The organism is Methylobacterium sp. NFXW15 (assembly GCF_049887755.1).
In the GTDB taxonomy this organism is placed as follows: Bacteria; Pseudomonadota; Alphaproteobacteria; order Rhizobiales; family Beijerinckiaceae; genus Methylobacterium.
The window spans coordinates 152135-167320 of record NZ_JAGEKG010000004.1 but is presented as its reverse complement, the minus strand read 5'-3'; the positions used below and the strand labels follow the sequence as shown (position 1 = coordinate 167320).

Below are 15186 nucleotides of genomic sequence, written 5' to 3'. Positions count from 1 at the left end.
GGCCATCCCAGCGACGGCCTTCAGCCGACGATGATCCGTGCGTCGAAGCCGAGGATGCGGCCGACGCCGCGCACGCGGTTCAAAAGCCGCTCGCCGCTCAGGTCGACCCAGTCTGGCGGAAGCCGGAGCGTCACGCGCCCATCCTCGACGGTAAGGGGCGCCCGCGGCAGAGCGCCATCCATGCCCGCGGTGATCGGGAAAGCGACCCGGAGCAACGCGCTCAGAAGGCGAGCCCGCTCGAAGAGACGCGGCCCGGCGAGGTTGCGAAGCACCTGATTGGCCTTTTCCGGCGCGACGCCGGTATGTCGCAGGGCGACGGCGAGGCTGAGATAGGCCCGCCCCGGATGATCGACACCCACGAAGGCCGCGTTCTGGATCGAGGCGATCGACTGCTCGCCCCGGTAATCCGGATGCGCTCGCCAGCCGACATCGGACAGGAGGCAGGCCGCGTGCCGGAGGCGCCGCTCATCGGCAGTCTCCGGCCCGTCGAGGGCTGCCACGAAATGATCCGTCCAGGCGATCAACTCCTCGCCATGGCGGGGGGCTCGCGCCCTCAAGGCGTTGAACTCTGCGGCCGAGGCGATCAGCGGATCGAGTTGTCGAGTGTCGCGATCCAGTTGTTCGAACAGCAGGCCTTCGCGCACGCCCGAAGCCGAGATCGCTACGGCGCGGGGACGCCCAACCCGGATGATCTCTTCCAGGACCAGCGCGCCGTAGGCGAGAAGCGGGCGGCGAGCCTCGGAGACCGTCTCGACATCCTGAAGCAGGGCGGCGTCGGTCTGCTCCACGACTTGAAGGAAGCTCAGTTCGTCGGTCGGATCGACGGTGTAGCCGTGCATGACGTGAACGGGGTAGCCCCTCGCCGCCTGATGCAGCTTGGCGATCGCTCGCCACGTGCCACCGACCGCGTAGAAGGTCCGCCCTTTCAGGGTTTCGAGTTGCGGCTCGGCCTTGCGCATATGCTCGCGAACGAGCTTGCCCGCCTTCTTCAGTGAGCCGCCCGAGAGATCCTGCAGGGTCAGGCCGCCGAGCGGCATCGTCACGCCCTGGCCGACGACCGTACCGCGCACGTCGACGAGTTCCAGGGAGCCGCCACCCATGTCGCCCACGACGCCGTCCGGGGCGTGGAAACCCGAGACGACGCCGAGCGCGGACAGTTCGGCTTCCCGTCGGCCGGAGAGAAGCTGGATTTCGCAGCCGCAGGCGGCCTCGGCGGCGCGCAGGAAGTCCGGGCCGTTCTGAGCGTCGCGCGCGGCGGCCGTCGCCAGGACGTAGATCTGGGACACCCGCATCGTCTCGCACAGGATGCGAAAGCGGCTGAGGGCGGTGAGTGAGCGGGTCACCGCCTCGTCATTGAGGCGACCCGTGGTGAACACGTTCCGCCCGAGGCCGCACAGCACCTTTTCGTTGTACATCGGAGTCGGAGCGCGGCTGAGCCCGTCATAGGCGACGAGCCGCACCGAGTTCGAGCCGATATCGATGATGGCGACCGGTCGGCTCCGGTGGCTGGCGAGCCGCTCCGCGATCTCGGCGGGGGCGAGGATGGCGCTGGGGCTTGCCAAGCGGTTCTGTCCTAGTCGTTCTGCGTTGCGCGGGCGCGGCGGCTGAGTGCGCGGGGGCTCGACTTCTTCGAGGATTTGCCGCGCCCCGACAGACTGGGGTTCGTCATGAAGTACTTGTGAGCGTTGAACGATTCCTCACCGTCTGAGGGCTGGATCCGCTCACAACCACCCGACGCCAGTACACGCCAACTCTGCCTGTTGTCGAGAAGATTAGCCAGCATGATCTGGTCGAGCACCTGCTGATGCACAGTCGGGTTCGTAATCGGCAGCAGGGCCTCCACGCGCCGGTCGAGGTTGCGGCTCATCAGATCGGCCGAGGAGATGTAGACGGTGGCTTTCGGATGCGGCAGCCCGACGCCGTTTCCGAACGCGTAGATGCGCCCGTGTTCCAGGAAGCGCCCGACGATCGACTTCACCCGGATCGTCTCCGACAAGCCGGGGATGCCCGGCCGCAGGCAGCAGATACCGCGCACGACACAATCGATCTGCACCCCTGCCGCCGACGCGTCATAGAGCGCGTCGATGATCTGCATGTCGACCAGGGAGTTGCACTTGATCCAGATCGCCGCCGGGCGCCCAGCCTTGGCGTGGGTCACCTCGGCCTCGATGTGCTCGAGCAGCTTGTTCTTCAGCGTCAGGGGGGAGACCCCCATCCGCTCCAGTTCGGCGGGCTCCGCATAGCCCGTGATGAAGTTGAAGATCCGGCTGACGTCCCGGGCGATGGCCGGATCGGCGGTGAAGAACGACAGGTCGGTGTAAATGCGGGCGGTGATCGGGTGATAATTGCCCGTGCCGACATGGCAGTAGGTGACGAGGCGGTCACCCTCGCGGCGGACCACCATCGACAGCTTGGCGTGGGTCTTCAGTTCCACGAAGCCGAACACCACCTGCGCGCCGGCCTTCTCAAGGTTGCGCGCCCAGCGGATATTGGCTTCCTCATCGAAGCGCGCCTTCAACTCGACCAGCGCCGTCACCGACTTGCCGAGTTCGGCGGCCTCCGCGAGAGCGGCGACGATCGGCGAATTCGAAGAGGTTCGGTAGAGCGTCTGCTTGATGGCGACGACGTTCGGGTCCCGCGCTGCCTGGGCGAGGAACTGCACCACCGAATCGAAGGATTCGTAGGGGTGGTGGACGATGAAATCCTTCTGCCGGATCGCCGCGAACACATCGCCGCCGCTCTCGCGGATGCGCTCGGGGAAACGCGGCGTGTAGGGCTTGAACTTCAGGTCCGGCCGGTCGATCCCGACGATCTGCGAGAGCTCGTTCAAGGCGAGCATGCCTTCGACGAGGAACACCGCGTCGGACGAGATCTCCAACTCATCCACGACGAAGTTGCGCAACTCCTCCGACATGCCCGCCTCGACCTCGATACGGATCACGACGCCGCGGCGGCGCTGCTTCAAGGCGGATTCGAAGTGCAGGACGAGATCCTCGGCCTCCTCCTCGATTTCGAGATCGGAATCGCGGACCACCCGGAACGCCCCCTGCCCCTTTACGAGATAGCCGGGGAAGAGCCGCGCGGTGAACATCACGATCACCTGCTCGATCGCGATGAAGCGAGCCTGGGAATCACCCTCCTGCGCAGGCAGCCGCACGAAGCGGTCGAGGAGGCCCGGCATGCGGATCAACGCCCGCAGCAAGCGTCCGTCGCGGGGCCGCACCAGCATCAGCGCGAGAGTGGTGCCGAGGTTGGGAATGAAGGGGAACGGGTGCGCCGGGTCGATCGCCAGCGGCGTCAGCACCGGAAAGACGTAGGTCAGGAAGTAGTCTTCGAGCCACGCGGCCTGCTCGCTGGACAGGTCGGCGGGCTCCACGAGGTCGATCTCTGCATTGTGCAGTTCGTGACGCAACTCCCGCCAGCGCGCCTGCTGGTCGGCAGCGAGGCTCGCCACCTCCGCGCCGATGCGTGCCAGCTGTTCGGACGGGCTCAGGCCATCCTGCGACGGCATGGTGATGCCTGCCCGGACCTGATCATGCAGGCCCGCGACGCGTACCATGAAGAACTCGTCCAGGTTGTTGGCGGAGATCGACAGGAAGCGGAGCTGTTCCAGCAACGGGTGATTGGTGTTCGACGCTTCTTCCAATACTCGCCGGTTGAACTGAAGCCAGGAGAGCTCGCGGTTGACGAAGCGTTCGGGTGCATGACGCAGGCTGCGGCCCGCCTCGACCACGGGATCACGCGCGGGCCCGGCAGGCGCGGCGGGTTCAGGTGTCGCGGGAGAGGTCGGCCATTCCTCGTTGACGTCGGCCTGCGGTCCCGCGCTCTGGCGGGACGCTGAATTTGCCGAACGACGCGGCGGGGCCGCGCTACGCCGGGCCACCGGCGCCCGCGAAGCGGGAGCAGACGGTCCGTCCGCCGCATCCCCAGTCTCCTTGCGGTCGTGGGGCTTGGGCGTCGAGTCCATCAGTTGCGTCCGTGTTCCGAGGTCGGCCTTCGCGGCCCCTTACCACTCGCTTGGCGGCGCCGTCACGACAGTTCGATGACAGTGCCTGTTCAGGCCTCCGAATCCTCGTCCGCCTCGCCGAACCCCATGCGGCGCAGGACGGAGACGGCAAGCGGTCGGCTGATGCGCCGCCCGCGTCCAAGAGCATCGCGGTCGAGTTCGGCCACCACCTCCCTCGCCCGCCCCAGAGAGCGGTCGATCCGCAGGGCAACGGCCTCGATCACTCCGAGATCCACGATGAGTTGCCGGTCTACGAATAGTTTCACCAGCACGGCCCGAAGCAAGGCATCGTCGGGCGCGTCGATGGCGACGCCCGGCGCGAGGCGCAGGCGCGAGCGGAGGTCGGGCGTCACGATGCCGAGGGAATCGATCGGCTTGCCGCTGGTGAAGAGCACCGGGCTTCCCCGCTCGCGCACGAGATTGAGCAGGTGGAACAGGGCCGCCTCGTCCCGCCCCTCCGGCCGGTCGATGTCCTCGATCACCAAGGCACCATTCGAAGCGAGATGCTGAACGCGGTCATGCGCCACCGCCGCCGCCGTCACGGTCCAGGCATGCGCGCGCTCAGCCCAGATCGCCGCGAGATGGCTCTTGCCGCTCCCCGCGGGGCCGGTGAGGACCAGAACCCGGTCCGGCCAGTTCGGCCACGCCTCGATCAGGCCGTAGGCGGCCTCGTTGGCATCGCCCACAAGGAAATCCTCGCGCCCGTAGCGGGGATCGAAGGGCAGATCGAAAGTGAGTTGGCGGGGCGGGGAGTCGTTGGGCATGTCCCTCAAGGGTCGGGAGTCGACTGCGACAGGTCAAGTGCGACTCGCGCGATGGCGCGTGACCCGTTAGAGCGGTGCCGAAATCACTTCGGGATGGCGCTGGCATGACGGCGGACGGGAAAGGCCTCACCTACGCGCAGGCGGGCGTCGATATCGACGCCGGCAATGCGATGGTGGAGACGATCAAGCCTCTGGTTCGCTCGACCCGGCGACCAGGCGCGGATGCGGAGATCGGCGGCTTCGGTGGCCTATTCGACCTGAAGGCGGCGGGCTTCAAGGATCCGATCCTCGTCGCCGCCAACGACGGCGTCGGCACCAAGGTGAAGATCGCGATCGAAACCGGCAAGCACGACACGATCGGCATCGACCTCGTGGCGATGTGTGTGAACGACCTCGTGGTGCAGGGCGCGGAGCCGCTGTTCTTCCTCGATTACTACGCCACCGGGAAGCTGGTGCCGGGGGTCGGCGCCGACATCGTGCGCGGGATCGCCGAGGGCTGCCGTCAGGCCGGCTGCGCACTGATCGGCGGTGAGACGGCCGAAATGCCGGGCCTCTACGATGGCTCCGATTACGACCTCGCGGGCTTCGCGGTGGGCGCGGCCGAGCGCGGCACGCTGCTACCGCGCGACGGGATCGCGCCCGGCGACGTCGTTCTGGGCCTGACCTCCTCCGGCGTTCACTCGAACGGCTATTCGCTGGTGCGCCGGATCGTGGCCCGCACCGGCCTCGGCTGGGACGCGCCCGCGCCGTTCGATTCCTCGCGCAGCCTCGGCGCCGCGCTGCTGGAGCCGACGAAGATCTACGTGAAGCCCCTGCTCGCGGCGCTCCGCGCGGCGGAGGGCATCAAGGCGCTCGCCCACATCACCGGCGGGGGCTTCCCCGACAACCTCCCCCGCGTGCTTCCCGATGCAATCGGCATCGAGCTCAATCTCGATGCCCTCACGCCACCGCCGGTCTTCGGCTGGCTCGCCCGCGAGGGCGGCGTAGCGCCGACCGAGATGCTGCGCACCTTCAATTGCGGGATCGGCATGGTGGTGGTCGTCGCTGCCGGAACAGAGGATGCCGTCGCGCAGGCCCTGACCGAGGCGGGCGAGCCGCCGGTCCGGCTCGGCCGCATCACCGCGCGGGGCGCCGAGCCCGTCACCTACACGGGCAGCCTGAGCCTCTGATGTCCGGCACGGCGAAGGTCCGCGTCGCGGTTCTCATCTCCGGGCGCGGCTCGAACATGGTCGCTTTGGCCGAGGCGGCACGTGATCCCGCTTTCCCGGCGGACATCGTCCTCGTCCTGTCGAACAATCCCGATGCGGAGGGCCTCGCCCGTGCCGCCGCGCTCGGCATACCGACACGCAGCATCGACCACCGGGCCTATCCCGACCGGGCGAGCTTCGACGCGGCCATCGACGCGGTGCTGCGAGAATCCGGGGCGGATCTCGTTTGCCTCGCGGGCTTCATGCGCATCCTGACGGACGGGTTCGTGGAAGGCTGGGCCGGGCGGATGATCAACATCCACCCTTCCCTTCTCCCCCTGTTCAAGGGGACGCACACCCATGCGCAGGCGCTCGCGGCGGGCGTTCGGCTCCACGGCTGCACGGTGCATTTCGTGGTGCCCGAACTCGATGCCGGGCCGATCGTGGCGCAGGCGGCCGTGCCGGTGCGCGAGGGCGACGACCCGGACAGCCTCGCCGCGCGGGTCATCGTGCAGGAGCGGCGTCTCTACCCTGCGGCGCTGGCCCTCGTGGCGGGCGGCAAGGCCCGTCTGGAAGGCGACCGCGTCGTCATCAGCGAGACACCACCAGAGGCTGTGCTGTTCAGCCTCTGACGGCCTTACCCTTCATGGCGATCCCGGGCAGCGCGACGCTCCAGAGCGCCGCGCCTCTTGAACCGCTGCGTTTTGGCTCGCAACGACGACTTTGAAGATCAGACCGGACGCTGCAGCTTGCAGGCGTCGAGGGCCGAGAGGGCCTTCGCGCGGGCGCTGTCGTTGAAATACCCGGTGGTGCGGTAGGCGTCGATCTCGGACTCGTCGAGGCTGCGCAGGGTTTGCTTGGCGTAGCAGCCGCAGGGACGCTCCAGCGACGCCTCGGAAGCGCTGGTCATGCGGGCCTGCACGACGGCGCAGGCATGGCGCACACGGCCTTCCAGGTTGGCCTTGCTCGCGGTCTTCAGCGCGGGATCGGGCTGGTATTGCTCGAAGGGGGCCGAAGACCCGCTCGCGAGGGCGGCGGTAGCGCCGAGGGCGAGGAGGCCGGTCGCGATCAGCAGGTTGAGACGGGTCTTCATTGGTAGACGGTTCCAGGGCTCGGGTGTTTGACCGGGCTCCCTGGTCGCTTCCGTAGTCTTCCGCGTCAATGACGGGGCGGACACACTGTCCGGCCATCGTGAGGACGGGATGGGAACCGGCGGAGCTGTGCCCCGCCGGCCACCTTGCGCCTTAGGCGGTGAGGTCGGAATCCTGGAAGAACTGCGCGATCTCGAGCTTCGCGTTCTCCTGGCTGTCGGAGCCGTGGACGGTGTTCTCACCGACCGACTCGGCGAACTGCTTGCGGATCGTGCCCTCGGCGGCCTGGGCCGGGTTGGTGGCACCCATCACCTCACGGTACTTGGCGACGGCGTTCTCGCCCTGAAGAACCTGCACCACGACCGGGCCGGAGGTCATGAACTCCACGAGCTCGCCGTAGAACGGGCGCTCCTTGTGGACCTCGTAGAACTTCTCGGCCTGAGCCTTGGTCATCTGGATGCGGCGCTGGCCGACGATGCGGAGGCCCGCGCCCTCGATCAGGGCGTTGACAGCGCCGGTGATGTTGCGGCGGGTCGCATCGGGCTTGAGGATCGAGAAGGTGCGCTCGGTGGCCATGGTCCGTCGTCTCTCTAAGAATATCGGGGCTGGGGTTCGGGCGCACGAAACTGGTCCGCATCGCTCCGCGGCCCGGAATCGGCGCAAATTGCGTTCGCGCAAAAACCCTTGGGCGGCGGGCTTATAGCCTCGCGTCACCCCTGCCTCAACCCGCGCGGACCGGTTTGGGAAAACCGGGGAAACGTGGCGTTGCCGCAACACGGCCGAAAAATCGCCCGATTGCGGAGGCCTCATCGCCGCATCGGGCCACGGCGTCACGCCATGCCCTCAGAATTCGGAGCTGCCCATGAAGCCGATCTTCCGCGTCGCCCTCAGCCCCGCTTTCCTCCTCGCCGGACTGGCAGGCGCCCAGGCGGAGACGCCTCGCGATCCGTCCGGGACGTGGCTGACGGGTGATGGCCGCGCCAAGATCCAGATCGATCGCTGCGGCACGAACCCCGCCCATGTCTGCGGCAAGGTCGTGTGGCTGAAGGTACCGACGAACGAGGCCGGCGCCCCCCGCACGGATGTGAAGAACCCCGACCCGAAGAAGCGGGCTCGCCCGGTCATCGGCCTGCAACTCATCGAGGGCCTGCGTCCCGACGACAGCAAGTTCTCGGGCCAGATCTACAACGTCGAGGAAGGCAAGACCTACGACGTCAGCATGGAGCGCGAGAGCGAGTCCGAATTGAGCGTCTCGGGCTGCCTGCTGAAGGTTCTCTGCGGCTCGCAGACCTGGACGCGCGTGCCCGGCGTGAACCAGCAGGCCGCGAACAAGAACTAACGGGCTTGAGCCGCTGAACCTCATCGCATCAGGCAGCGGCTCCAGGTCCTTGGTGAAGCGCTTTCTTGCGACGAACCGGCGACGACTTCGTCGGAAAGCGCTCTAGACCGCTGCGAGGCCCCGCTGGACGGCGGGCCTCGCGAGCACCCGTTCGAGCCAGCGGGCGACATTAGGCAGGGTGGCGATATCGACGCCCTGTTTGAAGTTCAGTTTCGCCCAGGTCACCGTCGCGATATCGGCGATGGAAAACTCGTCCGCGATGAAGTCGCGCCCCTCGAGCCGTCGTTCCAGTACGCCGTAGAGCCGCTTGGCTTCGGCCGTGAACCGGTCGATCGCGTAGGGCACCTTTTCCGGCGCGTAGATGGTGAAATGATGGGTCTGGCCGAGCATCGGCCCGAAGCCCGCCACCTGCCAGAACAGCCACTCATCCACCGCTACGCGCTGGCGCTCGTCGGTCGGATAGAACCGCCCGGTCTTCCGGCCGAGATACTGAAGGATCGCTCCGGATTCGAACACGGTGATCGGCTGGCCGCCCGGACCATCCGGATCGACGATGGCCGGAATCTTGTTGTTGGGTGAGATCGCCAGAAAATCCGGCGCGAACTGCTCGTTCTTGGCGATGTTCACGGGCACGACCCGATAGGGCAGCCCGCACTCCTCCAGCATGATCGGGACCTTCCAACCGTTCGGCGTGCTCCACGTATGCACGTCGATCGGCCGGACGTTGACCGCTGCCATCAAACGTATCCCTTCCAGCGGTCCGCCACGGACCCTGTGCAGGCGCGAATGAAGACGATTTTATCCCGTGGCTCAAGCTACAAGGTCAAGTTGTTTCACGTGGTCGTGAGGGGATGACGCGGGCCAAGCTGTGCGAAAAGGCTCGATTCCATTCATCGGCCGTGTCCCGGTTCCATCGTCGCCCGGTCGGGCGGCCATGGAAGGACGACACGATGATCGACCGTTTGTTCGCGGCCAGCCTTCTGGCCTTTTCGCTGGCCGCTGCGCCTGTCGCGTTGGCCAAGGATGCTCCGGCGGAGGCTCCTCCCGCCGCCGAGGCGCCCGCGAAGACGCCGAGCGCCGGACAAGCCGCTGCGAGGGAGCGGCAGAAGCAGTGCGGCACCGAATGGCGCGCCCTCACCGACGCGCAAAAGGCCTCTCAGGGGCCGAAGTGGCCGCAATTCTGGAGCAAGTGCAACAAGCGCTTGAAGGGCCACGACAAGGCCTGATTGGTCAGCCCTGCCCTCCGCGACGCCAGGTTGAACTGCAACGCTACGCGTGCGTTCTGCGAGTCTGATGGCTCGGCTTGCGGGAGGTTCGATGAACGCGCGGCAGCACAACGCCGCGGCAGCCGGTCCGTCCCGTCTGGACCGGCTGATCGACCTCGCCGACGATTGGGTTCCCAAGCCGGCCGCCTGGGCTTTTGCGAGCCGCATCTGGATCGCGATGATGCTCGCGCTCGGCGTCGCCTTCTGGCTTCAGCTGGATAGCGCCTCCTCGGCGGCGACGTGCGTCGCCATCCTCGCCCAGCCGAAGCGAGGCCAGGCCCTGTCGAAGGCGGTCTACCGGCTGGTCGGCACGCTGATCGGCGCGGCCATGTCGATCCTGATCATCGCCCTGTTCGGGCAGGATCGGGTGCTGCTGCTGGTCTGCGTTTCGGTCTGGCTCGGCCTCTGCGTGTTCGTCGCGCAATATCTCCAGGACAGTCGCGCCTATGGGGCGATGCTATCCGGCTACACGGTTGCCATCGTCGGGTTGGCGCAGATCGATACGCCGCAAGACACATTCGACGCCGCCGCCGCGCGGCTGGCGGCGATCGTGCTCGGCATCGTCGCCATCACCTTCATCAACGATGCGCTCGCCTCACCGAGCACGTGGCGCGCTCTGCTGCCGACCATGGCGGGAGCCTGGGATGCGACGCGCGCCTACGCTGCGGAGACGATGCAGAAGGGCGACCTCGGCGCGGCCCGCATCGCCGCCCTGATCCGCCAGATCGCGCCCATGCGCGCTGATGCCAGCGCCATCGCGGGGGAACTAGACGATGGTCCGTTTCGAGCGGCGGGCGCGCGGAGCTGCATGGCCGCCCTCTACGTCATGGCGGCCTCGATCCGTACCATCGCGGCCGCGGCGGCGCATGTCCGCAGGCCGACGCCCGCCGTGGACGAGGCACTGGCGATCTGCCGCCGCATCGCGGAGGGCCCGGATCCGTCACGCCTGGACGCCGAGGATGAGCGACTGCGGGAACTGGTCGATGACGCGATTCGCGACCCTCACCGCGAGATCGACGAGATTGTCGTGCTCCAGCGGGCGCTCGATTTCGCCTGTGCGGCGATCTACGCGCAAGACGGACTGAAGGCCCTGGCCGACGGCCATGAGCCCCTTCGCGATGCGCGCCTGCCCACCCATCGCGATTTCCCGATCGCGTTCCGTGGCGCGATGCGCGTGGTCATCGCCTTCGCCGTGACCGCAGCGAGCTTCGTGGCCCTCGGCCTGCCGCAGGCCTCCTTTGCCCTTGTGCAGGTTGCGGCCACGGCCGCCCTCTCGTCGGTGACGCCGGACCCGAAGAAATTCGCCAATGGCGTCCTCGTCGGAATGACCCTGGCCGCGACACTCGCGGGGGTGGCGCGCTTTGCCCTGCTCAACGGCGTCCAGGGCTTTCCCATGCTCGCCATGGTGATGGCCCCGGTCATCTACTTCGGCTGCTTCCTCTCGCTGAACCCGAAGACGTTCGGCATCGGCTTCATCCTGATTGTGTTTTTCCCCGTGTTGCTCGGGCCCTCGAACCCGCAGAGCTACGACGCGCAGACGTTTCTCCTGAACGCCTTCCTCGTGGTGGTCGCTGCCATCATCCTCAGCATCGTGGTGCGGCTCGTGCTGCCGGTGAGCAACGCACAGAAGCGGATCTTCGCCCTCGATTCCGCAAAGCGCGCCCTCGCCGATGCCATGCTCGGTGAGGGGGGAGACGCGACGACCCGCACCAGCCTCAATGCCGACCGGCTGTTCCAATTCGCGAGCTACAGTTCAGGCAACGGTGCGGTGCGTCGGGCGAACCTGATGCACGCCTTCGCCCTCGCGCGGCTCGAGGCGGCGGCGGCCCGGGCTCACGCGGAGCTCCGAGCCCTCTGGCGCGTCGAAGCTTTTCGACCGCTCATACCGGGGGCTCGCAATGCGCTTGCGCAGGGCGATGCCTGGGCGCTGGAAGATGCAGCCCGCAAGTTGCTCGCCGCATCGCGTCCTCACGAGCGCGGCGCGCGGCTTCTCACCGCCAGGGTCGTGAGCGATCTTGTGAGCGCGGCTCGAACCATTGCATCCCATCGCCGCTTTCTGCAGCGGCTCGATATTGCTCCGTTCTGATCCAGAGGCGGCACGACTGGTCATGTACAAGGATATCCACTTCGGTGGGGTCATGGTCTCGTCCTTCGTGGGGTATGCCCTGGCGGCCTTCGCTGTCCTCGTCCTCCTCCGTTTCCTCTTCGCGCGGATCCGGTTCAGCCGGTACGTGGCGAACGCCCCCCTTGCCGAGGCCGGCATCTACGTCTGCGTCCTCGCCCTGCTGATTGCCTTCATCTGATGACGCAGACCACCGCCGACGAGGACGATCCCAAGAGGGTCGCGCCGCAGGACACCCCGAAGACGTCCGAGCCGCCTCCGGTCGATCCGCCCACCTCGCATGCGAGGTTCACTCGCGCCACGGGCCGCAGCCGGGCTGCGAAGCTGTTCCGCATCGCCGCGACGGTGTTGATCCTCCTCGTCGCCTTCGTGGCGGCCGCCTTTGTCTGGACCTTCTACGTGGAGGCCCCCTGGACCCGCGACGGACGGGTGCGCGTGCAGGTTGCCAACATCGCCCCGCAGGTCTCCGGGCAGATCGTGGACGTGCGCGTCGCCGACAACCAGAACGTCAAGAAGGGCGACGTTCTCTACGTGATCGACCCGGTCGATTTCGAAGTCGCCGTCACCTCCGCCGATGCCGAGGTGAAGAACCGCGAGGCCGATCTATCGGTGAAAAGCGCCCAGGCCGCCCGGCGCGAAGCTCTGTCCACCGTTTCGACTTCGGTGGAGGAGAAGCAGATCTATGCCGGCAACGCGAAGATCGCGTCCGCCGCCCTCGAAAGCGCACAGGCTCAGCTGCGTCAGGCCAAGATCAATCTTGAGCGCACCCAGGTGCGCTCCACCGTGAACGGACGCGTCACCAATTTGCTCATGCGCGTCGGAGATTACGCACGCAGCGGCACGTCCAACATCAACGTCGTCGATATCGATTCCTACTGGATCGACGGCTACTTCGAAGAAACGAAGATGGCCAACATTCAGGTGGGCGCGTCTGCGGACATCGCCTTGATGGGCTACGCGCAACATCTGCGCGGAACGGTGGGCAGCGTCACGCTCGGTATCTCGACGGCCAACGCCACCGCGAGCACACAGGGCTTGCCGGACGTGAACCCCATCTACACCTGGGTCCGCCTCGCCCAGCGCGTGCCGGTCCGTATCCGGATCGACCACGTTCCGCCGGAGGTGCCGCTGGTCGCCGGCATGACCGCGACGGTGGTGATCGGCGACGGCCGCGCCCCCGCGCCGACTTGGTTCATGGATCTGCGCGACCGCATCGTCGGGAAACCTGCCACCACCGCGGAGGCCGAACGGCGATAAGCGTGAAAGCCGACGAGGCCTTTCAATTGCGGCCTAAACAATTGGCGCCATTAAAAGTCTTTGTTAAGCTTGTGAAGGATCGCCCCCGCTACACCCCATGCAAGGAAACCGGAGGCGGCTTCATTTTTCGAGTTGACGAGCCTCAAAGACGGGAGCAGTCTCTGTCCTGTGCTTCGCAGATGCGGCGCACGAGCCATCCGGCACCCTAGGGATAGTGCGGATGACTGTCGAATACCTCGCAACGAGCTGTAGGAGACAGGGATGACTCCACCTCAGCAGGCTGCCGCCATCATGGAAACGGGTGCGTTCGGCCCGTAACCTAGCGGTCTTTCGACGGATAACCGGACGGGAGCGGCCCCAGGGGCATGGAAGCGGCCTATCAGGCACGACTTCGAACACGCGAGACGCCCCATCTCAGCCCTCCCGCCACGGCTTCGCTGCAACGTACGCTCTTGTTTCCCCAGGCTCGACTTGCCCGCGCGGCCCTGCCGCAGCGGGGTTTTGCTATGCGCGAAGGCGTACCGGCTCATCGTCGTTCCGGGCGCAGCGAGGCCGCGGCGGTAGGATTACCCCGCGGGCCCCATCCAGTCTGTGACGATGCGGATCTGGTCCGGATCGAGGAGAGCCGGGGCATGTCCGCAATCGGGGATCTCCACCCGATAGGTGCGCGGACCCCGCCGCATCATCTCGTCGGCGGTCTCCGCCAGGAGGAGTTCGGACTGCGTGCCGCGCAGTAGCAGGACCGGGCAGGTGATGGCGTCCCAATCGCGCCACATGCTCACGCTGTAGACGCGGCCCGGCCGGAACGCCTGTCCGATCGCAGGATCGTAATGGGGGCGCCAGCCGCCGTTCTGGTCCGGGAAGAAGCTGTGCTTGGCGAGATGCCGCCACTGCTCGTCGGTGAGCGGTCCGAACGCGCCGAGCACGATCCGCAGCCGCGATTCGCCCGAGGCAAGGTTGTGGTGCAGCCGGGGCGCATCGCGCAGGCGGTCGCCGATATGGCGGATCGGCGCCCAGGGCAGGAACGGCCCGATATCGTTGATGACGAGGCGACGGATCGGCGTGTCCTGCGCGGAGGCCAACACCATGCCGGTGAGGCCGCCGAGCGAGGTCCCGATCCAGTCGATCTCGCCTTTCAGACCGAGATGGGCGATGAGCGCCGCCATGTCGGCGGCGTATTGGGGTAGCCCGTAGAGTTCGGGATCGCGCAGCCAGCCGGAGAGGCCCCGCCCCGGAAGGTCCGGGCAGACCACCCGGTAGCCCATCTTGGCCAGGGCGTAGGCCAGCGGGTCGAAATCCCGTGCTTGGCGGCTGAGGCCGTGAACGCAGATGACGACGCGCTCGCTCGCCGGATCGCCCCAATCGACATAGGCGATCCGGTGGAAATCCTTGGGCGCGTAAGCGAGGAAATGGCCCGTCCTGAAGGGGACGTCGGCCGAGGCGAGTTCATCGAGCCGCAGCGGCCGGGTGCCGCTGGACTGCCGCGCGAAGGGAGCGTTCACCGGGTTTCGGCGCTGATGGCAGCTTCACGTGCCAAACGGGACGTCGTCTGGTGCAGGTCGACCACTTGATCGGTGATGCGCCGGGACTGGTCCTGCAGGAACGTCACCTGCAATTGCAGCATCTCACGCGGATCGGAGGTGGCCGCGAGCTTCTCCGCGAAGTCGAGGGAGGCGCGCACGTTGGTATCGGAAGCGATCAGCATCCGATGCCCGATCTCGCGCATGGCGGCCAGCATCTGGCTCGCATTGTCCTCGGCGGCATTGTAGAGGCGCGCGCCCGCAGCCTCCCATTGCTCCCGCGCCTTGCGGGCACCCGCGACGTTACTGTCGGTGACCTGCGTTGCCGCCTCGCGGGTCGCGCCCATCACCTGCCGCCAGCCCTCGAAGGCCTGGGCCATGGAGGCCTCGAAGGCGTTCAGCGCCTGTTCGCCGGAATGGGCGTAACGCTCATAGACTTCCCGCGCCTTGGCGACGGCACCCTCGGCCATTTCGCGACGCATCGCATCGGACTTGGCTGGCAGGTTGTCGTTGTTCACACTCGGCTCCTGCTCGCGGCGAAACCGGTTCAAGACCGGTATGATAGGCATCTGATACCGAGGCGGATCCCGTCAACAGGGTGCGCGTGATGATCTTGCCCATCTCATTACGGACGC

15 protein-coding genes are annotated in these 15186 nt (G+C 66.9%); 7 read left to right on the top strand and 8 right to left on the bottom strand.

Features of this window, described 5'->3' with window-relative positions; translation table 11 throughout:
- Positions 1-20: 20 nt before the first annotated feature.
- From ppx to J4O73_RS10800, 3 genes are all read right to left on the bottom strand, one after another.
- Positions 21-1562: an exopolyphosphatase gene (ppx, locus tag J4O73_RS10810; protein WP_426217163.1), complete on the bottom strand. Its 1542-nt coding sequence runs from the start codon at positions 1560-1562 to the stop codon at positions 21-23.
- An 11-nt stretch (positions 1563-1573) separates the two neighbouring features.
- Positions 1574-3967: an RNA degradosome polyphosphate kinase gene (locus J4O73_RS10805; protein WP_426217161.1), complete on the bottom strand. Its 2394-nt coding sequence runs from the start codon at positions 3965-3967 to the stop codon at positions 1574-1576.
- Between the two features lie 89 nt (positions 3968-4056).
- Positions 4057-4770 carry a hypothetical protein gene (locus J4O73_RS10800; protein ID WP_426217160.1) on the bottom strand — a complete coding sequence of 238 codons (714 nt, stop codon included), beginning with the start codon at positions 4768-4770 and terminating at the stop codon, positions 4057-4059.
- 104 nt (positions 4771-4874) lie between these two features.
- Here J4O73_RS10800 and purM point away from each other — a divergent pair, with 104 nt between their 5' ends.
- Positions 4875-5939, top strand: a complete 1065-nt coding sequence (purM, locus tag J4O73_RS10795) for a phosphoribosylformylglycinamidine cyclo-ligase (protein WP_426217158.1) — start codon at positions 4875-4877, stop codon at positions 5937-5939.
- Positions 5939-6589 (top strand): phosphoribosylglycinamide formyltransferase, encoded by a 651-nt coding sequence (gene purN, locus J4O73_RS10790; RefSeq protein WP_426217156.1) that lies wholly within the window; start codon positions 5939-5941, stop codon positions 6587-6589. Before purM ends, purN begins: the two co-directional genes overlap by 1 nt.
- Before the next feature lie 98 nt (positions 6590-6687).
- Here purN and J4O73_RS10785 read toward each other — a convergent pair whose 3' ends face one another.
- Together J4O73_RS10785 and ndk are read right to left on the bottom strand one after the other, a co-directional pair.
- Positions 6688-7050 (bottom strand): hypothetical protein, encoded by a 363-nt coding sequence (locus J4O73_RS10785; RefSeq protein WP_426217154.1) that lies wholly within the window; start codon positions 7048-7050, stop codon positions 6688-6690.
- A gap of 151 nt (positions 7051-7201) precedes the next feature.
- Positions 7202-7624, bottom strand: coding sequence for a nucleoside-diphosphate kinase (ndk, locus tag J4O73_RS10780; RefSeq protein ID WP_378970320.1), 423 nt, complete (start codon positions 7622-7624; stop codon positions 7202-7204).
- A gap of 286 nt (positions 7625-7910) precedes the next feature.
- Between ndk and J4O73_RS10775 the strand changes: the two genes are divergently transcribed.
- Complete coding sequence (locus tag J4O73_RS10775) at positions 7911-8387, top strand: DUF2147 domain-containing protein (RefSeq protein ID WP_426217152.1); 477 nt, start codon at positions 7911-7913, stop codon at positions 8385-8387.
- Positions 8388-8489: 102 nt separating this feature from the next.
- Here the strand turns inward: J4O73_RS10775 and J4O73_RS10770 are convergent, their stop codons facing one another.
- Positions 8490-9125, bottom strand: coding sequence for a glutathione S-transferase family protein (locus J4O73_RS10770; RefSeq protein WP_426217150.1), 636 nt, complete (start codon positions 9123-9125; stop codon positions 8490-8492).
- A 212-nt stretch (positions 9126-9337) separates the two neighbouring features.
- Between J4O73_RS10770 and J4O73_RS10765 the strand changes: the two genes are divergently transcribed.
- The 4 genes from J4O73_RS10765 (at position 9338) to J4O73_RS10750 (ending at position 13031) form a co-directional block, all read left to right on the top strand.
- Positions 9338-9613, top strand: a complete 276-nt coding sequence (locus J4O73_RS10765; protein WP_426217148.1) for a hypothetical protein — start codon at positions 9338-9340, stop codon at positions 9611-9613.
- Positions 9614-9704: 91 nt separating this feature from the next.
- On the top strand, positions 9705-11738 hold the full coding sequence (locus tag J4O73_RS10760) for an FUSC family protein (protein ID WP_426217147.1): 2034 nt from the start codon (positions 9705-9707) through the stop codon (positions 11736-11738).
- Between the two features lie 22 nt (positions 11739-11760).
- Positions 11761-11955 carry a DUF1656 domain-containing protein gene (locus J4O73_RS10755; protein WP_426217145.1) on the top strand — a complete coding sequence of 65 codons (195 nt, stop codon included), beginning with the start codon at positions 11761-11763 and terminating at the stop codon, positions 11953-11955.
- A complete protein-coding gene (locus J4O73_RS10750) occupies positions 11955-13031 on the top strand; it encodes a biotin/lipoyl-binding protein (protein ID WP_426217144.1) in 1077 nt (358 codons plus the stop codon). The genes J4O73_RS10755 and J4O73_RS10750 overlap by 1 nt, the downstream gene beginning before the upstream one ends.
- A 566-nt stretch (positions 13032-13597) precedes the next feature.
- On the opposite strand, the gene J4O73_RS10745 is transcribed toward J4O73_RS10750, so the two are convergent.
- Positions 13598-14533 (bottom strand): alpha/beta fold hydrolase, encoded by a 936-nt coding sequence (locus tag J4O73_RS10745; RefSeq protein ID WP_426217142.1) that lies wholly within the window; start codon positions 14531-14533, stop codon positions 13598-13600.
- Positions 14530-15069 (bottom strand): phasin family protein, encoded by a 540-nt coding sequence (locus J4O73_RS10740; RefSeq protein WP_378970308.1) that lies wholly within the window; start codon positions 15067-15069, stop codon positions 14530-14532. The genes J4O73_RS10745 and J4O73_RS10740 overlap by 4 nt, the downstream gene beginning before the upstream one ends.
- Between the last annotated feature and the right edge of the window lie 117 nt (positions 15070-15186).